Source organism: Planctopirus limnophila DSM 3776 (assembly GCF_000092105.1).
Lineage (GTDB): Bacteria > Planctomycetota > Planctomycetia > Planctomycetales > Planctomycetaceae > Planctopirus > Planctopirus limnophila.
This window is the reverse complement of sequence record NC_014148.1, coordinates 4,365,982-4,385,401: the sequence shown is the minus strand read 5'-3', so window position 1 is coordinate 4,385,401 and position 19,420 is coordinate 4,365,982. Positions and strand designations below refer to the sequence as shown.

Genomic DNA, 19,420 nt, shown 5'->3' with positions numbered 1-19,420 from the left:
CAGTAAAATCCTGCCCGAAAGCCTTAACAGACGTTGCATTATGACAAATCGTTCAGCAGCATAAACAATGGTGAAAACATGGCGAACAACACAATCCCGACGGTCAGTACGCAAGTCAGTACCATCAATTGAGGCATACAGAAGACGCCGATCTTTACATGGGCAATGGCCCGGATGACAAACGAGGCTGCTAATAACTTACAGGCATCCTGCAAACCATGAGGCGAAGTCTTCAGGCGGAATAAACTGGCAATTGAAGCGGGAAGAAAGGTCTTTTCACCAAACGCATCCTGAGGAGCTTTTCCCTGTTCCATCTGTTCAATCCACTCTTCGGTCGACTCTTCAAAAAGCGGCTCTTCGGCGATCAAAGCCGCAAGCCGGGCCACCACGGGGAGCGGTAATGACCAGGGCAAAGTCAGGCTGAAGACTTCTGTATAGGTCGCTGACTTTAAATGATATATCGGGCGGCCTATTAGAGGAACATAGATCATCAACCGGCGGTATAAACGCCCGAAGGTTGTGAATCGCGTCAGGATCACGCAACTGCCGATTGCCAGTGCGACCAGGAAAAGCAGTATCAGCGAATAGCCAGCCAGAAAATCATAAAATCCGATCACCAGGCTGGTAAATATCGGGAGGCGAGTTCCGAAATCATCAAACATCATTTTGAATCGAGGAACAATAATTGTCCCTGCAGCCACCAGAATCATGACGGTGACGATATACCATAAAAACGGGGTTCCAATCTGAAAGAAAATCCGCTGGCGAAACAGTTTTTCTCTGGCCCGTGCCAGCATCAATTCGCGTAAGAGGGCCGTTGTCAGACGACCATCTTGTAAATAGTTAAGGTAGACTCCCAGATCGGCTGGTAATGCCGTACCGGCAAACTGAATCGTGGCCGCGAGATCCTGATCATGTCGATAACGTTTCCAGGCATGCAGCAGTTTTTTGCGGTCTTTGCGGGACGGGCTTTCTTCTGCCAGCAGGCGTAAACAGAGTTCCGGCGGGATCTCCGTCTGTGCCGGATGATCGGTCGTGACTTCAGGGAAAATCGGAAGTACTGCGAGCCCGAACGACTCCAGGCGATCGGCGCGCTCAAAACTGATCAGCTCCAATCCCTCTTCACGCAGCAATTCCCCCAGCAGATTGTCGCTGGCCGCTTTCATCCTCCCGCGGATGATTTCGCGTGTTGCCGTTCTCGACAATGCTCCAGGCGAAGGATCGCTCGCCTTGATCGCTTGATAGAGATATTCAGGCATCTCACATCCTCTGTAAAACCCCACCCGCGAGATCGCCGATGATAATTATTGACTCAACGTTCGATGGGCATCTGCATACATGTCTGTCTACTACATACTTGGCTTTTTTATTGATGACACTGGATTTCCTTGTCACGATTGGAGCGATAACCCTGACCAGAAGACCATGAGTGGCCCGAAGACCGCGACGACATAAAGCACTCCACAACCTCCCCCGATCAGCAAGGTTAACACCAGCGGAATCAATCCCGATAACCATTCGAGGCGGGACTGCAACTGACGAAACATCACACCGGTCGACAGCTCCAGAGCCACTGGGAGCGAATTGGTACGCACGCCAATCTCAATGGCATCGGCCACAAAGGGGGGCAGATCACGAATTCGCAACAACGCTGCCTCCGGGCTGATACCGGCGGAAATGGCCTGCAACGCTTCCCGCGAATCTTGCTGCATACGCCCCGTTCCCAACAGATAATTCGATGATTTTAAACATTCTTCTATGGGCAAGCCTTCTTTCGTCAGCAGGCCGCAGATATGCAGCCATTGCACCCACCGCACTGCATCCGGAAGACCGATCAGCCATGACAGTGCGCCACTCACCACCTGCAAACCAGGCCAGACACTGGCTCTCGTCTCCAATAGACCTGCCCGGACAATCGATGTCCTTCCCGCAGCCCAGAGGACAATCATCGCCAGGATCGGTATCGCAGGCATCCAGTAACTGGCGTAATCATGGATCAGGCGCAAAGCGACCTCGATCCAGCCCCCCTGAATACGAAACATCTCCAACGTCAGGAGCCAGCGGGGTATAAACCAGATTGCCAGTCCGCAGATTAACAGATACGTCAACACGACAACGATTGTCGGGTAGATCGCGACTCTGTGAAACTCTTCACGAACGGCTGACATCTGATCACCCAGATGTGCCATCGATTCGAGCATTTCCGGAAGCCGACCACTGCGAATCCCGAGTTGGACAATCGTGGCGTAGAGCCGAGCTTCCGGCGTGTTTTCTGAAGCAATCGCGAGATCGAGGGCCTGTCCCTGCTGCAATCGCTCGCCAATGCGTTCTGCGAGGCGGGCCAGATCACTCGATGAACCTCGCCCCAGTTGCTGAAACCCGATTTCTAAAGGAATTCCTGCCCGAATCAATAGGGCCAGTTCTTGATTCAGAGCCCTGAGTGCCGCAGAAGAGATAACAACAGCCGGTGTGGCAGACATGATGCGCCCGCAGATTTTCTAATGGGTCACGGTATATCAATAAAATATGTATGTTTAACTTATACAGATGGCAGTGTTCGACTGCGCTCCTTGGCATGGGGTGGCTGGCGCCAAACGTCTTCGCGAACCCCCAGTTCGTGCCGACAATCGCTGGGGGTTCGAAGACTCAACCCCTGCCACCCGCCGCCGTTGTTTATTGGAATCCGTATGATGTGTTTATCTTATCAATATTGAGAGTTGATACCATCAATGCGATTACATATCCATGATCTGAATCTATAATTCCTCAGCAACATCCCGGCGTTCTTCCACTGGTCGAGTCCCGAGAATTCGATAAACTTCGGGCAAGTCGGTCTTCCCGGTACGGACAGCCTCTTCGAGCGCCTCCCGTAAGGGAACGAAACCATGCCGGGCTGCCAGTTCCTCAAGACGCTTGCCATTCACTTTGCGCATAATGGGTCGAGCCAGGTGATGCAATTCCGGCTCCATCAGTTCCGCAGCGACAAAACGCCCCTCATATCGCCGGGTTGATAAGGGAGTCTCTCGATCTTTGACCAGTCGTTTGACGAGTCGCTGGCACAGCACGGCAATCAAGCCGGTGCGGAGGAGAAAAGGTTCAACTCCCAGATCTGTCAGCCGGCAAATCGCATCTCCGGCTGAGCCCGCATGAAACGTGGAAATCACCAGATGACCCGCCAGTGAGGCCTGAAAGGCCGTCTGTGCCGTCTCGGCATCGCGAATTTCCCCCACAAAAATCACATCGGGATCTTGCCGTAAAAGTGACCTTAATCCGAGGGCATAATTGAATTCCGTGCCCCTGCGAACCTGTGTCTGCGAAACTCCCGGAAGAAACGCTTCGACGGGATCCTCCAGCGAGACCAGACTGCATTGCCCTTTCCGATAGGCTTGCAGCCACCTCAAACAGGCATAAGCGCTCGTCGTTTTTCCACTCCCGGCTGGCCCGGTCAACAGCAGCATCCCGCTGGTCTGCAATAATGCCTGCTCCAATCCGAGTTGCACCTGAGGTGTATAGCCCAGCTCATCCAGCACTCGATACTGCCCGGAACCAATAAAGAGGCGCACCACTACCTTTTCGCCATGAATGGTCGGGAAAGTACTCGCCCGCAATTCCCCCGGAAACTCGGGAAGCCTGAGGCGGCCTTCCTGAGGCAGATCCGTCCGATAAGTCAGCAGTTGAGCCAGAACTTTGATGCGATTGATGATCAGTGGCGAAACCTCAGGTGGAAAGCTCCCCATCGGCTCCAGCAAACCATCTTGCCGGAAGGCAATCTGCAATCCTGCAGGGGAGGGAACCAGGTGCACATCACTCGCACGCTCATCAATCGCCAGGCGAAGCAATTGTTCGACGGCCCGCACAGCAAAGTCAGCGTCCTGCAGATTCAGGTTCTCCCACGGCAACTGACATCGAGCCAACGAGCCATCAATCTTCAAATCGTTTTTGGTTAATGGATGGAGAGAAATCGACATGCACATACCCAGCAACGGTTCAACGCATCACACGCAAAGACTACGGCCCAACTCTCTAGAGATCTCTGCAGAAATCAAAATTGTTTACCAATCCCTCCAAAACTCATCATTATTGCCAAAATGAATTTTTTCGTTCTTCGTTCAATAACACCCCTCCCTTCTTCCGGGTGGCAGGAAATGTGGTTTTCAGCGAGCATGTTCTGCAGAATTCCAGCAAAGTCTGGCAATTGGTCGTCCCTCTGGACGGTTTCCTCAGATTGAGACGACGCTAAACTCAGAGGCGGCCGATGGACTGCAACGATACGAAGACTGCAACGATACGAATCTGAGAACTCAGACTTCAGGCGAAGGAACAGAGTGACGCACACCACACAGGAGCCAGAAACAACACCTTCACGAACGCATCTTTCACTGGCGGATGGTGTCAATCTCATCGTGGCGATTGTGATTGGCAGTGCGATTTACTTCACCTCGCCCACAGTTCTCTTTTTGAGTGGCAGCCCTCTCATGATGATGGGCCTGTGGGTTGCCGGCGCACTCATCTCACTGATGGGCGCTTTCTGTTATGCCGAGCTGGCCACCACTTATCCGCGAACAGGGGGCGAATACTGGTATCTCACACGCGCCTATGGGCCTGTCGCAGGTTTTCTGTTTGGCTGGTTGCAGCTCACCGTCGTGCAGACGGGCAGCATTGGGGCTCTGGCGTGGATTTTCTCCGAGTTCGCCAATCGAATGTTCTTAACGGATCTCGCTACCACCCCGGCTGCTTCTCAAGTCGCCTGGGGTGCCATGCTGGCAGTCGCCCTCTTGACGGTGATCAACCTCATCGGGATTCAGGCCGGTGCTCTGGTGCAATGGATTCTGGTCTCGCTCAAAATCCTTGGGCTGAGTGCCTTGATTGTCGCAGGTCTTTGTTTCGGCAGTGCCGATCCGGGATTCAGCCAGCCGGTCGTCATCAGTGAGATTCCCAATCTGGGAGTCGCCCTGCTGCTGGTGATGTACGCCTATGGTGGCTGGAACGATGCGGGCTTTGTGGCAGCCGAAATTCATCACCCGGGGAAGAACATTCCTCGCGCGTTGTGGATTGGGCTGGGGCTGGTAGCAATCCTCTACCTGTTAATCAATCTGGCTTATTTACGAGGGCTGGGGGCCGCTGGTTTGGCCGCATCCAAAACACCACCCAGTGATCTCTTTCGACTGATGCTGGGGGATTACGCCGCCCGGGCCATGCATGTCGTTGTGGCGATCTCCGCCTTCAGTGGATTGAACAGCTTGATTCTGGCCGTCGCACGTGTCCATCAGGCGGTTGGTCAGGAACATCGGCTACTCGCGCCGCTGGGTTGGCTTTCACGACACCGGCAATCGCCCTATATCTCGTTGATTGTGCAGGGGATCGTCAGCAGTGGGCTGATTCTGCTCTTCGGCACGAAAACCGGTCAGGAAGCACTCAATCAACTCCTTGAAATGGCTTATCTTCCCACGATCACCTGGAGCAACTTTGACAGTGGTTTTTCGACGCTATTCGCCATGTCGGCCCCACTTTTCTGGCTGTTTCTGGGCCTGACGGGTCTGAGTGTCCTGATCCTCCGGCAAGTCGATCCGCACCGCGAACGTCCCTTCAAAGTGCCTGGCTACCCGATTGTGCCGATCCTCTTCGTCGCGGTCTGCATGGCCATGCATCATCTGGCTGTCAGTTATGCCGATCGACTGCTGCTGATTGTCCTTCCTGCCGTTGCATTGGGACTGATTCTCTCCATTTTCAGTGGCTATCACTCCACAGAAGAAACCACAAATATTCCCTCATGAAAAGACCTGGTGAACCTCACCAGCTTTTGCGCTGTCCACTGAATTCAAATCGGCTGGCTACTATCGACTGATGGATCAATACCAACGGAACATCGACGACAACTTCACAGCATTCCGTGCTTGAGGTGTCTGTTTCACGCTTCTTTTTGCCTAACCATGGGTGGTATGACCTTAGAGACCTCAAAACACAAATGACAGCGGAAGAGGCGGTTCTTGCCCGGGTGGCAGGGGTCGGATGTCTTCATCCGCCCCCTGGTCAATCGAGTTCCCCGTCGCAAATGCATCCGACACATGAATCCTTGACGTTTCACGCTGTTCGTCAAAAACCATCAGAGTCCAATGGCCTGGGGGCAAACGAGGACGTTTGACCCCAGTCACACAGTCTTCAGCCACGAATCCAATCAGCCTCCCGCAAAGTTGTGTGTCACAGACAGCATGCCCGCTGAGGGCCAGTCCAACAGAATTCGGATGATCAAGATGAACACTTCTCAACTGCATAAAATCGGTGTTCCCGATCATGCGATCGTCCCTGCCATTCAGACCATTCAGCAGATCAAGGCCAGCGAACACGGCCGCGAAATCAATGTCAAAACTCTGCTGACCGAAGTCGTGGCCAATCCCGCAGCTTTTGTCGAACACGAGTTCTGTGGCGCTTTGGCCCAACTGCTGATCAGCGAACCTGTTACCAGCAAGCGCGAAGTTCCTGCCGCTTACAAAACCTGGGGTGAGGAGATCGACCCGGCTGCACATGCCCAGATGCGGACGGCCTGCTTGCTGCCCATGGCTCACGGTGCCGCCCTGATGCCAGATGCTCATGTCGGTTACGGGCTGCCCATTGGAGGTGTCCTGGCTCTTGAAAATGCCGTCGCGCCTTATGCCGTGGGTGTGGATATTGCCTGTCGGATGAAGCTTTCCGTACTGGATGTTCCACCATCGGAATTGGCGACGAATTTTGAACGCTTTCGCCATGCGATTGAAGCTGGTACGCGGTTTGGTGTGGGATCTGTGCACGAAAAGCCGCAGGATCATGCCGTGCTGGATGCCGACTGGAACATCACGCGCATTACCCGCGAACATAAAGACAAAGCCCGTCGCCAACTGGGAACCAGCGGCTCAGGCAATCACTTCGTCGAGTTCGGCGAATTGACTCTCGCAGCAGCCAGTCCGGAACTGGGCCTGGAGGCTGGAACTTACACCGCTCTGTTGAGCCACAGTGGCAGCCGTGGCCCGGGAGCAGCGGTGTGCGATACCTACAGCCGGATGGCGCAAGCCCGTTTGCCGCGTGGCTGTGAAGATTTTGGCCGCCTGGCCTGGCTGTCGCTCGATAGTGAAGCTGGCCAGGAGTACTGGGCTGCTATGAATCTGATGGGAGATTTCGCTGCTGCGAATCACGATGTGATTCATCGTCTGGTGAGCAAAAAGCTTGGTGGACGGATTATTGCTGGAGTGGAAAACCACCACAATTTTGCCTGGAAAGAAGTCCATTTTGGTCGCGAGTTGATTGTCCATCGCAAAGGAGCCACTCCTGCAGGTCAAGGTGTTCTCGGAGTGATTCCCGGCTCCATGGCCGACCCGGCGTTCATCGTGAAAGGGAAGGGGGTCGTTGAAAGTTACGAGTCAGCTTCTCATGGGGCTGGCCGGGTGATGAGCCGCACCAAAGCCCGCGATCAATTCAACTTTTCCAAAGTTCGCAAAGAACTCGAAGCGAAGGGCGTTCGCGTGATTTCAGCCGGTTCTGATGAAGTGCCCGGCGTTTACAAGAACATTCTCAGCGTGATGCAGGCACAGTCTGATCTCGTCGAGATTCTCGCTCGCTTTGATCCCAAAATTGTGAAAATGAGCGACGATGGCAAAGCCGAAGATTGATGAAATCCCCATCGACAACTTCGAGCCCACGACCATTCCACTCCGTCAACAATTGGGAAGTCAGCCTTTCACTGGATATACTCCGTGATGAGTTCGATGTGAAAACATACTTCTCGTGGGCCTGCAAACCGCTGGTGCATGAGAAGTGTGTTCCCAGTTTCTCAGTGGAAACGTCCCATGATCCGGCCCACCACCTGCCCGATTTGTCAGCATGTGGCTCCACAAGCCAGTGTGAATACGTATTTCCCGTTTTGCAGCGAACGGTGCAAGCTCGTCGATTTTTCCCGCTGGTGGGATGGCAAGTACCAGATTGTCGATCATCTCGACGAAGACCGCCTTCTCGAACTTCAGGAACGGACAGATTCCAATTCCCAACACGACTCCGGAGATGCCGAAGAGTACTGATCACATCCTCAGGTGTTTTGTGCCAATTGCATCGCATTGAAACACTTTTCCTTGGGGAAACTTGCTCGGGCAGATCGTCGAACCCTCTTGTCTGCCTCTCCTGCTGGTACAATATCTTTAAGAAGCGTTCGCCTGATCCAGGTTGAACACGACTTTGCCTATTTGAATTCACCAGCCAGATTTTTCCATGCCCACCCCGACCCCGAATTGGAGCCAGATTGCGAGATCGTCGTCGGCGCTCCACTTCCATCTATTGGGAATGGTTGACTTCGACTCGGGCCAGAGGCTGCAGGAACAACTCCTCGAAGAACTCTTCGCCCGCGATGACACCAAAGGCTATGCCCTCTTCTGTGAACATCCCGCCACTGTCACGATTGGCAGGCAGGGCAGCCGGGCGGATCTCCTCGCCGAGCCCGTGGATTTCACCGCTCGCGAAATGCCCACACATTGGCTCAATCGACCGGGCGGAACCTGGGTTCACACTCCCGGCCAGCTCGCTGCCTACGTGCTCCTGCCCATCGACCGTAAAGGCTGGTCACTCCTCGAATACCGCACCAGACTCGAGACTGCTCTGGTGGGATTAGCCACCGAATTCAAAGCCCCCGCTCTATCACACCCTGAATCACCTGGACTGGCCGGCCGCTGTGGACAGTTTGCCTTTATTGGCACAGGCTGCCGAAGGGGCATCACTCATCAAGGTATGTTTATTAACGTCTCTATCCCCCCGCCAGCCTTGCGACTGGTGGATTGGGGAACCCATGATGGACGTGTCTCCACGCTGGCTGCTCACCGACGGGCACCGACAGCTCTCTCGAGTGTTCGCGAAGCTTTTGTGCGTCATTTGGCTGCCGCTCTCGATTATCCCCGCTATCATTTGACGACCGGACATCCTTCACTCCGGCGTACTGTCAGGAAAGTTTATGTCTTCACCCAACCTGCTGCCCATTCTGCCTAACGGTTTCGAAGCCAGTGGTTCTTCCGCCAGCAGTTGCGGAAGCAGCGGCTGCGACAGCTCCGCCACTCCGGCTTCAACCGCTCAACCCAGTTCCTGCGGGTCAGCAGCCAGCCCACATCTCGAAGCGGTGACTACGACGCGTCTCAGGCTTCCCAAGTGGCTCAAACGCCCACTGCCGCAAGCCGGCATGCAGTACACCTCGGATGTGATCGCCGACCTCAAACTTGAAACGGTCTGCGAAAGTGCCAAGTGCCCCAACCGCACCGAATGCTGGTCGGCCAAGACCGCCACATTCATGGTGCTGGGGAATGTCTGCACCAGGCCCTGCGGCTTCTGCTCCGTCCCTCGCGGCAAAACCGAAGTCGTCCAGCTCGATGAGCCTGGTCGCGTGGCTGAAGCCGCCGCTCGCCTGGGGCTCAAATACGTCGTCATCACCTCGGTCACCCGTGACGATTTGCCCGATGGTGGTGCCAACCACTTCTATGAATGCATTCTGGCTGTCCGCGAGCGAACGGGGGCTCAGGTCGAAGTTCTCACTCCCGACTTCAAAGGGAACCGCGCTGCGATATCGAGAGTCATCGAAGCCCGGCCCGATGTCTTTAATCATAATACCGAGACTGTCCCCCGGCTGTATCACCGCGTTCGCCGCAATGCGGAGTACCAGCGCACTCTCAATCTGCTGGCACAAATCAAAGAAGAGGCTCCCGATATGCTCACCAAGACGGGCCTGATGCTCGGTCTGGGCGAAACCCGGGACGAACTCCTGGAAGTTCTGGCCGATCTCCGGGCCGTCAATTGCGATATGCTCACGCTGGGCCAATACCTGCAACCAACCCCCGACATGCTGCCGGTCGAGCGGTATGTCCCTCCCGAAGAATTCGACGAACTGGGTGAACTGGCTAGGGGCCTCGGCTTCTCGATGGTCGCCTCCGGCCCCTTCGTCCGCTCCAGCTACCACGCGGGAGAAATGGCCCACGTCGCTGGTCAGGCGTAACTCCGTCCACCCTGCTGACAGCGAAAATGCAAATCCGTCTGGACGGATGTTGAGCAGACTTCGTAAATTCCCGGCTCGCAAGGCCAATTGCACCGGGAAGGAATCGCGATGCCCAATCGTTTCGCTCTGTTGAACGCAACTCCAGTGAACGCAGACCATACTTCGGGCGGAACATTGCCTGACGATATGCGACCTGAAGGCTCAGCCTCACTCCCCCTCTGGACACAGTCTTCACGCCGCTGGACTCCGGCTGCCACCTGGGCCTTGTGGGCGATCCTTGCGATGGTCATTTGCGGCTTTTATCTCAAGCAGCAGTATCGCTCGGTCGCCATTAACTATCGCAATGCCGCCATGGCGTGGCGGGCCAGCGAAGAGATGTACAACACCCACGGCGACGGCTTTCTTTACTTCCCCCAGGCGGCTCTCGTCTTTCTGCCACTCACTTATTTGCCGGTTCCCGTTGGCGATGTCATCTGGCGATTGATCGGCATGGCCTGGCTGGCTCTGGCATTGCGTGGTCTATGCCGGCTGCTCCATCCTGCCGCCAGCGATGCCATGTTCTGGATTGTCTCACTCGTGACGTTGCCTCTCGCCTTCAGCGCTTTGCGCAATGGTCAATCGACTATCCATATGACAGCCGCCATGCTTTCGGCCTCCCTTGCGCTGGCTCAAAAGGAATGGACGAAAGCCGCCTTCTGGCTCTGTCTGGGTATGGCCTTCAAACCACTGATTGTCGTCATGCTCCTCCTGGCGGGTGCCGTCTATCCCGCTTTGAGGCTCCGGCTGGTCGCGGGAATCGTGCTGCTCGCTCTCTCTCCTTTCCTCATGCAATGGCCTGCTTATGTGGTGGATCAATATCAGGATATGCTCGCCATGCTGCGCATTTCGTATCAGGTGGGTGAATCCCAGGCCCTCTATGCCCACTTTTTTGGGGCCTTTGCCGCGTTTGGCTGGAATGCCCCGGCATGGTTACAAACGGCTACCAGGCTCTTCGTGGCAGGTCTTACGCTGGGTGGCTTCTGGCTGACTCATCAGAAGCTCTCTCAAGTCCGTACAGCCGCCTGGCTGTTCCTGATGAGTGCGACATACCTCATGCTGCTCAATCCACGGACGGAACCGAATACCTATGCCTGCATTGCCCCCGCCGTCGGCTGGATGCTTTTTGAAGCGGCACTCCGTGGCTCACGTGGCTTAACGATACTCTATGCGATTCTCGCAGTGCTGATTGTGGGCAATTTTGAAATTGGTCGACTCATCACCGCTCAGGAGCGCGCTGTCTGGCTCGCCCCTCTCGCGACGACCCTGTTCGCCGCTCTGGCCTTTCGGCAATGGCTCCAAGAACTCCGCGAGGCTTCGAGGGTATCCGAAACAGCCACTTCGTTAACCCCAGCCAAAGACCTCGCCGCTTGAGTATGAAAGAACGATAGCCATGCGATAGCAGATCAATACTCAACTCCTGGTAACCTCTGAAGTAGGGTGCATGGAGTCCTCGGAATGCACCATCTTCGCTCTTCCCTCTCACATATTGTGATACCAGTCACGTCAGGCTGTATGAATGATATCCTGATCCGTCCATCGCAAGTCGTACAGGCGAGGATGATTCACTCCGGCAATCTCCTGAAAGAACCACCTCAAAGGCTGGCGGCTTTTCCCTATTGTGCAGCCATCGATGATGTTGAAAGCCAGGAACAGGTTCCAGTCTTCAATCGCCTCGATGAGAGCCTGGAGTCTCTCCCGGTTGTAGGTTCCTTTGGAACTCACCTGCCGCCAGAGGGCAAAGGGTTCATCGTGATACTGCACCATGGCCAGCAGGTCAGCATCGTCACAGAACTCCGCGAGGAACGACCGGGCCAGTGAGGCATGGCTCGCCGCGTGAGTAATTGGCACCCCGCCTTCTGCTTCGGCTTTGAATGAGTCGTGCGTATGGATCAGCAGCCGTAATTTGTCGATCTCGACGGGGCTGAGTTTCGGCGCGAGCCGCTCCAGATGGGGCTCAATCTCGGCAATATGAGCACGAACCGTCCCCTCCGGATGCCCCGCCCGCGGCTTCCCCCAATCCAGATTCCGCTGATAACGCGCATCAGCCTGCACAGCTTCCAGGGCAGCGGCATAGTTCATGGGTGGATGTTGTAGTTGTTCGCTTGAATGGTGGGTGTTCATTGACCACGTGGAGGTATCTCAAGACGAAAGGTTCGCTACTTTTTCGGAAATCGCAAGGTCTAGTCCCGCTGGAGATTTCGAATGCGGTCGGTGTCAAGGAGTTGATGCCGTTGTTGGGCTTCAGCCCAGGTGTAGGGGAAGTCGCAGCATTCGTGCAGCACCGCTGACAATCTGGGAATATGGCCTCCTGGTCGTCAGTACGATATTCTTTTATATCGTAATTGGATTATGAATGGTAGAAGGTGTCTTTTCAGTATTTCACATTTGCTGGAGAACGTCGCGATGACGACCATTCCGCGAAATTTGCAGAAATTTACACGTCCGCTCCGTTCGTTGATCGTGCTGGTGGTTTGTCTGGTGCCGACGACCGTGTCGTCGCAGTTTCGCGTTGCGCCAGCGGCCAAGGACTTCAAGTCGGTCCAGAGGTCGCTGTATGGCTTTGATAAGGATTACGTCGCGACGATCGGAGGCGAAACGCCACTGCTCAAACCCGGCATGACTGTCGATGTGACGCTTCTGAACGGATCGACGCAATCATCGGCACTCATCACGATCATCAAGTTCGGCAAGGAGCCGACGGTGCTGCAGACCCTGACATTCAAGCCGGTGTCGCACCGAGCGAAATTCACAACCCGAGATATTCGCTCACTGACCATCGACGGAAAGTTATACGATATGGTCTTCGATACGAAATCCAAGGGGTGGGCTCTTCTGGATCGTGCGAAACATGATGAAGTGGTGTCAGAACGGTTGAAGTCCCGCAATTACCAGCTTTATCGCCCCGATACTCCGGAAGAGTTGGAGAAAAAACAGTCTGTCTACACCTTGAACATCAAAGCGCTCGAGACACATTGTCCGGGCGTCGACTTTGTATCCTACGAAAGCCGCGACTTTCAGATTTATAGCGACTTACCGGCGAAGGATGTGGAAGTTTTTCAAGATAAAATGCTGGCAAGTTATCAGCTTCTTCAGAAGATGTATGGCATTCCCGAAGATTCAGTCTGTTTTTTGCGGAAAACTCCATGTCTTCATTTTTAAGAGTCGTCAACATTTTATTGACTATGCTAAAAAGCAATGTCATTGGGAAGATCAAAGCGCCGAGGCTACAGATATTGGCTATCCAGGTGGCCAGTTTTTCGTGTTAGCCAGCGGTGAACGGGAAGTCGATTCGATCGTCTGTGACATTGTCTGGTATTTGACCAGTGTGTTTCAATTCCGCATCCGTTCAAACAGTACTCATATACCGAAATGGCTGTTCTATGGGACTAACGATTTTGTCTGGCGCATGGTGCTCTATGAAAAGTATTCACAAGAGTCATCCCTCAAGGATGTCTTGCCTCACATTCGCAACGATAAGAACCTGGGAGGGTTGATTACCGAAAACGAATATGCAATCGACTATCAGCCCGTGTCGGGAATGTTGGTGGAGCTTCTGGTTGATCGTGATGCAAATGCCTTCCGCGAGTTGTTCGTCGCCGTTAAGGAAGGAGTGGATGTCAAGGTCGCTCTCCAGGATATCTACGGATGGAACGACGAAGAGTTGGTCGAGGCCTTCGGTCGAAAGATCAAGGTTCCGAATTTGAAGCCGTAGTCTGATGCGGATTTCTTGTGGGGTGAGCCCAACAACCCACGCCGATTTCCGTTGACCCTCCCTCCGAAACTGTCGGTGACTCATCGAACTCAGGTGAGTCGCAGGTTGCAGACGATGGCGTCATCAAGATCCTGGCCACCAAATCAGCCAGCATTGATAAACCATTTGAAGTTCGGCCCATTGAGGTTTGGACACTCGGGGCATCGTTCTCCCCGGATGGTCGCTGGTTGTTCACTTCAGAAAACAGGTTGTGCTGGTATTGAATGACAAGGAAATCCGGGTATGGAACATCGAGTCGTTACTCAAGTGAGCTTGCGCGTGGCGGGCGTTTGGTCTAGTCCCGCTGGAGATTTCGAATGCGGTCGGTGTAAAGGAGTTGATGCCGTTGTTGGGCTTCAGCCCAGGTGTGGGGGAAGTCGCAGCGTTCGAGGAGCACCTCTTCGATGGCGGCCCGCATCTGATGGGCGCAGGTGTTCGGGCCGACACGACCAATCCCAGTCCCCAATCCCGGAAATGCGACCGTTTGCACGGCTGAGGCCACCGGTTCGCCTGCCAGAATCCCCGTGGGTACAATGCCATGCCGAATGAGGAGTAGCACTGCCCGGGCGGCGAGGTAAGGATTGACCGTCTCGGTAAGAATCATCGGCACCCGCATTGTGGGGGCCGCGATGACGTACGGGATGTGATTGGATTTCGTTTCGACAATCTCGGCAGCACCGACGAGCAGTTCTCCATGATGCCTGGTGCGAATCAACTCCTGCAGCCGTTGCTGAAGCTCCCAACCGAAGCGCTCGGAGTAGCGGAGATCGATCCCGCCATCCATGAACCCGAAGCTGTTGGCCGGACTGACCACGGCATCAACCGCAAGATCAAGGATCGATCCGCGATGAATGGAGACGCCAGGAAGATCGCCACAATGCTGCTCCCAGGCATCGGCGAGATCGTGCTCAATGGCCGCGAGAATGATCTTCAAGGGTCTTTCGTCTTGGGAACTGCTGGCCATTAATCCCTCAGTAGAATCAATACTCAGTGAAATTGAAGATCACAAACGATGATTCGACCATTCACAGCTGTACTCTATCCACTTTAGTTTGGAAAGCTGCTACTTGGTAAGGGTTTGCCGCCGTTCACTACCGACAATTTCTTTTCTGCCCATCTTCCTTTCAATCGGCAGGGAACAAATTTGTCAGGGAGAATCTTGTATCCGCCAGACGACAGCTCACTTGAATGAACGCTGGGCACTCAGGTCGGAGTCACCTTTTTCAGGCGAATGTCAACTTCTCGATCCACAAAACTCCACTCGCGAGTCGAACGCAGCCTTTCCAGCATGCGATCGAATAACGGTTCGTCGCTGGGTGCGAAGTCAAAAAACGTCAGGAAATCAAAGGGCTCTTTGCTTTCAAGATCCCGGCAATGATGCAGCCGGCGGGCAATGGCCGGGAGATAGTCCATACCGATCTTGATGTGATGTGACTCTTCCTCAAACATGGCACGCCGCTCGTCCTGAGTCATCGCCCACCAGGGGGCGGACTTTCGGATGGGAATCAGCGCTGCGTGTGTGGCTGTCGCTCTCCCAAGTGGTGCCTGCTTCGCTAACAGGAGTTCTTTCTCGGGTCGTGTGACATAGCGGTCGTTACTCGTCACCCCGCGAAGACACCACTTTGTGCCTGATGACAGAGCTTCATGGGCGGCACTAACTCCCTGATGAATTTGCACTCTTTCCGCATCGGGCAGCGTTTCACCACAAATTGCCCGGATAGAAGTCACCATCCAGTCACCTGCCAGCCCTCCGCAAAAACTGAACAAACGCGAGTTCACGGCATGCACGACTTCCACCTTGCTCTGGTCAACGCCTGAAATGTTGGTGGTGGCCGACTTTCCCTCAGGGGGTGACGCAGCCACGCTGGCAGAGGTCTGTAAGCCGACCACCAGCCCCGCCACTCCCCCGCCCAGAAAACTTCTTCGCGAGGAGTTCGTGTTTTCAGAGTCCTGTGGTCGTTCAGTCATTTGGCACCCTCCTGCAGGTGAGATGCCGCCAGAAGATGGCCGGTGACAAGAAATGCGGCAGAATCTTTCTGATTTGAAAACACCAATGACGATTCCTCAAACTCTTTTGTATGGAAAGTCATCATGCTTTCGAATTCCAAAGAAGAGCAGCATTGCGATGTCAGAGATTCATGTCGGCGACACGATCTTTCTTCATGGCCGGGAGACCGGTCTGCTGGGTGAGTTTGTGATCAGGGAGGTCAGATCAGGCGTCTGGTGTGGCGACCTCACTCCGGCACCGGGATACTCGCAAGTCCGAGATCTCTTTATGGAGTGGACGCAACTGGTCAATGATCAGTGCTTCAGTCTTTTGGATGAAGTCGATGACAAGATGACCGCGATTGGCATTGTCGCAGTTCGGAATGGCGAACTATTACCAATCACTGATTTGCAGCTGCATGACGAGGGACGTTCCGTCAAGGGAAGCTTCCGATTAGTGATATTGCAGTAAGCTTCGTCAAATTCGACAGTCACCCTCTGCACCCGCGCGCATGCCTTTGACGGTAAAAACTCGCCCTCACCCAAGCCCTCTCAGACGATTGGGCGAGGGTGGGAATGCAGGTGCCCAGCGTTTGGGGCAATATTTCGGTACCTGAATATCGACGGATGTACTCCTTGCGTAGGCTCAAACATCGTCGTCAGAAGGAATAACTTGGACGCATGGATGGTGCTGGGATGGAAGCACTTCAAGTTCAAATGTTACCACACTCACTGCCAAGCGAATGTATATCACCTGAGATTAAATCAAGGCAAATAGCAGTGATTTCGTTGTCGTGGTCTTCGAGCCAATTGTTAAGATCGCGATGCAGTTTGTCGCTTGTTCCTGTTTCTATTTCCATTCCGGAACGGTATCTGTCAGCCAATTCATCCAGGCCATATCTCGTTAGTGCCTCCAATATGTTGATATAATCCTCCTGTGAAAGTGCCTCGTAGTACTGGGATATCCCGTATTCGCTCCAACAACACCATGCGTAAAGGCGTTGTGCCAGCCAAAGCCTTTCGGGAAGTGCACGCAATTTGCTAATGGTGTCGATTATTGAGCAAAGTTCATGCACATCGCCGCTATGGAATAGTCGTTCTATATACGTTTTGCTAAAACGAACTTCCATGTTTAGAAATTACCGCTGGTCAAGATGTGCGTTGATGAGCAGATCTTAGCGGCAGAGCTACAGGTGCCGCCAAGATCTGTTGCCGTTATGTGCGGGATGATTGCTGTTTAGCTGGAGGTCCGAAGGAAATACTGATTGCCTTTTTGGTCACCGCTAAAGCAAATCGGTGGCGAGTTCGGCGAGTTGGGAGCGTTCGCCTTTTTCGAGCGTCACGTGGGCGTAGAGCTTCTGGCCGACCATGCGGTTGATGAGGTACGACAGCCCGTTCGAGAGCGAATCGAGGTAGGGATGGTCGATCTGGTGGATATCGCCCGTCAGGACGATCTTTGTTCCTTCGCCTGCCCGCGTGATAATGGTCTTCACTTCGTGCGGTGTCAGGTTCTGCGCTTCATCGACAATGAAGAAGACCCGCTGCAAACTGCGGCCGCGGATATACGCTAGTGGCGTAATTTCGAGCCGATGATCTTCCTGCATCTGCTGGACGAGTTTCGCCGTATCGCCTTCATGGTTCTGATGCTTGATGACCGAAAGGTTATCAAAGAGTGGCTGCATGTAAGGGTCGAGCTTGGCATGCACATCCCCCGGCAAATAGCCCAGGTCTTTATTCGAAAGTGGCACGACAGGCCGGGCGAGCAGAATCTGGCGGTAGTTGCTCCGGCATTCGAGAGCCGCTGCGAGGGCGAGTAACGTTTTCCCCGAACCGGCTTTGCCGGCAATCGTCACCAGCTTGATGTCATCATCCAGAAGTGCCCGCAAGGCGAAGTGCTGCTCGGCATTGCGAGGCACCACGCCCAGTGCGGTGGTTCGTTCCACACGGTGGAATGCATTTTCTTCTGCGTTGTACATGGCCAAGACCGAGCGCGAACCATTCCGCAGAATGAAGTTCTCGTTAGCGCGAGGTGTGGTTACTTCCGGCAGGCTTTCTGCTGACACGCGGCCACCTTCGGCATAGAAGGCGGAAACACTTTCGCAAGGCATGTTCGTGACGAGCCGCTTTCCGGTGTAGAGCTTGTCGAAGCTTTCGACCTTATCGGTCGAATAATCTTCGGCGGGCAGCCCGAGGGATTTGGCCTTCATCCGCAGGTTGGTGTCTTTTGAAACCAGGATAACGGGCTGGGGAGCTGACGTTTCCTGCAGAGTCAGTGCGGCATCGAGAATGCGATGATCGGGGCCGTCGGAGAGAAAAGTTTCCCGCATGCGGGCGGTAAAGTGGCCACGCAGCACCACACGAATGCGGCCTAAGCCATCGCCTAAGGCTGCGCCATCTGCAGAAAGAACATCGCCCGCGAGTTCGTCCAATCGTCGGAGGAACGCACGGGCCTGAAAGTTGATGTCGTCGTTACCTTTTTTGAATCGATCGAGTTCCTCCAGCACAGTGATCGGTATGGCGATGTCATTCTCTTCGAAGTTAAATAAACACCCCGCATCGTGAAGGATGACGTTGGTGTCGAGAACGAAGAGCTTGCCTTGCGTCGAACTGTGCTCCAGTCGCATGCACTACCCCTGTGTGTGTCGAGCCGCATCATTTCGGCCGGGCCATCCGGCCTGCTTTCTTCAGTATGACTAGAATCGTCAATTCAGCAACAGGGGATTTTCTCCAGGCGTGAATTTCCAGTGAGAAAAGTAAAACTCCATCAGAAGTTCGCGGGAGTTTCATCAAAGAAGATCACACACTCGCGGGAAGTGATCCGCCAGTTCTCAACAAATGCTCCGAAAGCTCAATCAGCGATTCTTCCAGCCCTGCTTCTCGCATCTGCTCCACGGCCCGGCTGATATCGTAGGGGACTGTCCGGAAGGAGACTTTTCCCTGCTCGATAATGGCGTAATGTGCCTCAGGAACTCCATTGCGCGGCTGGCCCACACTGCCGGGGTTGATCACTTGTGTCTGGCCGAGATCCAGCTGCATCGGCTTGTGGGTGTGGCCTACGCACACAAAGTCGGCTTCGATAAAGGAGAGCCGCTGTTGCCAGGCATGAGCATCCTCGGGCAGGTACTCATCCATGGGGTCGCGTGGAGTCGCGTGCACGAGGAAAAACTTCTGGCCGTCGAGTTCGAGACTTCTCGTCAGTGGCATCTGCGAGAGAAACTTGCGGTGTGAAGCGGTGAGCACACGTTCGTTGATCGCTCGTGTGGCGGCTGCCAGCCTTCGTAAAGGAGAGGCCCCTTGTGATTGCACTCTCTGGGCCGTTGAATGATCGTGATTGCCCCGTACGACGGCTGTTGCATGCCCTCTGATCCAATCGAGGCAAGGGGCTGAATCTGTGCCGTATTCGACGGCATCTCCGAGAAACAGGCAGGCGTCGAACGATTCCTGAATGGCGGAAAGGGCCACAAAGTTGGCATGAATATCCGCGATCAGAAGGATTCTCATGTCAATGGGCCATAGGACTCGACGAGGATTTGATGAAGTCGCCAAAAATAAATTAGCAATTCTGCATACAGAGTGATCTAATTTTTACAGAAGTTTGCAGATGATTGAAACACCCAGGCTGCGGGATAGATCTTTGCGGTGCTGAGAAC

18 protein-coding genes are annotated in these 19,420 nt (G+C 54.2%); 9 read left to right on the top strand and 9 right to left on the bottom strand.

Annotation, left to right across the window (positions count from 1 at the left end):
* Window positions 1-38 precede the first annotated feature (38 nt).
* The 3 genes from PLIM_RS17425 to PLIM_RS17415 all read right to left on the bottom strand — a co-directional run bounded on the left by PLIM_RS17425 (window position 39) and on the right by PLIM_RS17415 (window position 3,968).
* Window positions 39-1,259, bottom strand: a complete 1,221-nt coding sequence (locus PLIM_RS17425; RefSeq protein WP_013111633.1) for a type II secretion system F family protein — start codon at window positions 1,257-1,259, stop codon at window positions 39-41.
* A 132-nt stretch (window positions 1,260-1,391) separates the two neighbouring features.
* Window positions 1,392-2,480: a type II secretion system F family protein gene (locus tag PLIM_RS17420; protein ID WP_013111632.1), complete on the bottom strand. Its 1,089-nt coding sequence runs from the start codon at window positions 2,478-2,480 to the stop codon at window positions 1,392-1,394.
* A 276-nt stretch (window positions 2,481-2,756) separates the two neighbouring features.
* Window positions 2,757-3,968 (bottom strand): GspE/PulE family protein, encoded by a 1,212-nt coding sequence (locus tag PLIM_RS17415; protein WP_013111631.1) that lies wholly within the window; start codon window positions 3,966-3,968, stop codon window positions 2,757-2,759.
* A 357-nt stretch (window positions 3,969-4,325) separates the two neighbouring features.
* On the opposite strand from PLIM_RS17415, the gene PLIM_RS17405 reads away from it, so the two are divergent.
* From PLIM_RS17405 to PLIM_RS17375, 6 genes are all read left to right on the top strand, one after another.
* Window positions 4,326-5,774, top strand: coding sequence for an APC family permease (locus tag PLIM_RS17405; RefSeq protein ID WP_013111630.1), 1,449 nt, complete (start codon window positions 4,326-4,328; stop codon window positions 5,772-5,774).
* Between the two features lie 477 nt (window positions 5,775-6,251).
* On the top strand, window positions 6,252-7,640 hold the full coding sequence (locus PLIM_RS17395) for an RtcB family protein (protein WP_013111629.1): 1,389 nt from the start codon (window positions 6,252-6,254) through the stop codon (window positions 7,638-7,640).
* 177 nt (window positions 7,641-7,817) lie between these two features.
* The gene (locus tag PLIM_RS17390; protein WP_013111628.1) at window positions 7,818-8,045 is read left to right on the top strand and encodes a DNA gyrase inhibitor YacG; all 228 of its coding nucleotides are present in this window, start codon (window positions 7,818-7,820) and stop codon (window positions 8,043-8,045) included.
* A 187-nt stretch (window positions 8,046-8,232) separates the two neighbouring features.
* Complete coding sequence (locus PLIM_RS17385) at window positions 8,233-9,000, top strand: lipoyl(octanoyl) transferase LipB (RefSeq protein WP_148227172.1); 768 nt, start codon at window positions 8,233-8,235, stop codon at window positions 8,998-9,000.
* Window positions 9,001-9,127: 127 nt separating this feature from the next.
* On the top strand, window positions 9,128-9,994 hold the full coding sequence (gene lipA, locus PLIM_RS17380) for a lipoyl synthase (protein WP_013111626.1): 867 nt from the start codon (window positions 9,128-9,130) through the stop codon (window positions 9,992-9,994).
* A gap of 108 nt (window positions 9,995-10,102) precedes the next feature.
* The gene (locus PLIM_RS17375; RefSeq protein ID WP_013111625.1) at window positions 10,103-11,404 is read left to right on the top strand and encodes a glycosyltransferase family 87 protein; all 1,302 of its coding nucleotides are present in this window, start codon (window positions 10,103-10,105) and stop codon (window positions 11,402-11,404) included.
* A gap of 132 nt (window positions 11,405-11,536) precedes the next feature.
* Here the strand turns inward: PLIM_RS17375 and PLIM_RS17370 are convergent, their stop codons facing one another.
* Window positions 11,537-12,112: a hypothetical protein gene (locus PLIM_RS17370; protein ID WP_013111624.1), complete on the bottom strand. Its 576-nt coding sequence runs from the start codon at window positions 12,110-12,112 to the stop codon at window positions 11,537-11,539.
* Between the two features lie 381 nt (window positions 12,113-12,493).
* On the opposite strand from PLIM_RS17370, the gene PLIM_RS17365 reads away from it, so the two are divergent.
* Entirely contained in the window at window positions 12,494-13,192 is a 699-nt protein-coding gene (locus tag PLIM_RS17365) for a hypothetical protein (protein ID WP_148227171.1), read from the top strand.
* A gap of 100 nt (window positions 13,193-13,292) precedes the next feature.
* Entirely contained in the window at window positions 13,293-13,745 is a 453-nt protein-coding gene (locus PLIM_RS17360; RefSeq protein WP_013111622.1) for a hypothetical protein, read from the top strand.
* Window positions 13,746-14,079: 334 nt separating this feature from the next.
* Here the strand turns inward: PLIM_RS17360 and PLIM_RS17355 are convergent, their stop codons facing one another.
* Window positions 14,080-14,748 carry a macro domain-containing protein gene (locus PLIM_RS17355; protein ID WP_013111621.1) on the bottom strand — a complete coding sequence of 223 codons (669 nt, stop codon included), beginning with the start codon at window positions 14,746-14,748 and terminating at the stop codon, window positions 14,080-14,082.
* Window positions 14,749-14,987: 239 nt separating this feature from the next.
* On the bottom strand, window positions 14,988-15,563 hold the full coding sequence (locus tag PLIM_RS17350) for a chlorite dismutase family protein (RefSeq protein ID WP_041403844.1): 576 nt from the start codon (window positions 15,561-15,563) through the stop codon (window positions 14,988-14,990).
* A 346-nt stretch (window positions 15,564-15,909) separates the two neighbouring features.
* On the opposite strand from PLIM_RS17350, the gene PLIM_RS17345 reads away from it, so the two are divergent.
* A complete protein-coding gene (locus tag PLIM_RS17345; RefSeq protein WP_013111619.1) occupies window positions 15,910-16,242 on the top strand; it encodes a hypothetical protein in 333 nt (110 codons plus the stop codon).
* A gap of 241 nt (window positions 16,243-16,483) precedes the next feature.
* On the opposite strand, the gene PLIM_RS17340 is transcribed toward PLIM_RS17345, so the two are convergent.
* From PLIM_RS17340 to PLIM_RS17330, 3 genes are all read right to left on the bottom strand, one after another.
* Window positions 16,484-16,900 (bottom strand): hypothetical protein, encoded by a 417-nt coding sequence (locus PLIM_RS17340; protein WP_013111618.1) that lies wholly within the window; start codon window positions 16,898-16,900, stop codon window positions 16,484-16,486.
* Window positions 16,901-17,053: 153 nt separating this feature from the next.
* A complete protein-coding gene (locus PLIM_RS17335; protein WP_013111617.1) occupies window positions 17,054-18,394 on the bottom strand; it encodes a PhoH family protein in 1,341 nt (446 codons plus the stop codon).
* Between the two features lie 172 nt (window positions 18,395-18,566).
* Window positions 18,567-19,271, bottom strand: a complete 705-nt coding sequence (locus tag PLIM_RS17330; RefSeq protein ID WP_013111616.1) for a metallophosphoesterase family protein — start codon at window positions 19,269-19,271, stop codon at window positions 18,567-18,569.
* Window positions 19,272-19,420: the final 149 nt, after the last annotated feature.

What these genes read in the sequence shown, in the direction of transcription:
- PLIM_RS17425 (WP_013111633.1), bottom strand. Translation starts at nt 1,259, where the DNA reads ATGCCTGAATATCTCTATCAAGCGATCAAGGCGAGCGATCCTTCGCCT.
- PLIM_RS17420 (WP_013111632.1), bottom strand. Translation starts at nt 2,480, where the DNA reads ATGTCTGCCACACCGGCTGTTGTTATCTCTTCTGCGGCACTCAGGGCT.
- PLIM_RS17415 (WP_013111631.1), bottom strand. Translation starts at nt 3,968, where the DNA reads ATGTCGATTTCTCTCCATCCATTAACCAAAAACGATTTGAAGATTGAT.
- PLIM_RS17395 (WP_013111629.1), top strand. Translation starts at nt 6,252, where the DNA reads ATGAACACTTCTCAACTGCATAAAATCGGTGTTCCCGATCATGCGATC.
- PLIM_RS17390 (WP_013111628.1), top strand. Translation starts at nt 7,818, where the DNA reads ATGATCCGGCCCACCACCTGCCCGATTTGTCAGCATGTGGCTCCACAA.
- PLIM_RS17385 (WP_148227172.1), top strand. Translation starts at nt 8,233, where the DNA reads ATGCCCACCCCGACCCCGAATTGGAGCCAGATTGCGAGATCGTCGTCG.
- PLIM_RS17375 (WP_013111625.1), top strand. Translation starts at nt 10,103, where the DNA reads ATGCCCAATCGTTTCGCTCTGTTGAACGCAACTCCAGTGAACGCAGAC.
- PLIM_RS17370 (WP_013111624.1), bottom strand. Translation starts at nt 12,112, where the DNA reads ATGAACTATGCCGCTGCCCTGGAAGCTGTGCAGGCTGATGCGCGTTAT.
- PLIM_RS17355 (WP_013111621.1), bottom strand. Translation starts at nt 14,748, where the DNA reads ATGGCCAGCAGTTCCCAAGACGAAAGACCCTTGAAGATCATTCTCGCG.
- PLIM_RS17345 (WP_013111619.1), top strand. Translation starts at nt 15,910, where the DNA reads ATGTCAGAGATTCATGTCGGCGACACGATCTTTCTTCATGGCCGGGAG.
- PLIM_RS17340 (WP_013111618.1), bottom strand. Translation starts at nt 16,900, where the DNA reads ATGGAAGTTCGTTTTAGCAAAACGTATATAGAACGACTATTCCATAGC.
- PLIM_RS17335 (WP_013111617.1), bottom strand. Translation starts at nt 18,394, where the DNA reads ATGCGACTGGAGCACAGTTCGACGCAAGGCAAGCTCTTCGTTCTCGAC.
- PLIM_RS17330 (WP_013111616.1), bottom strand. Translation starts at nt 19,271, where the DNA reads ATGAGAATCCTTCTGATCGCGGATATTCATGCCAACTTTGTGGCCCTT.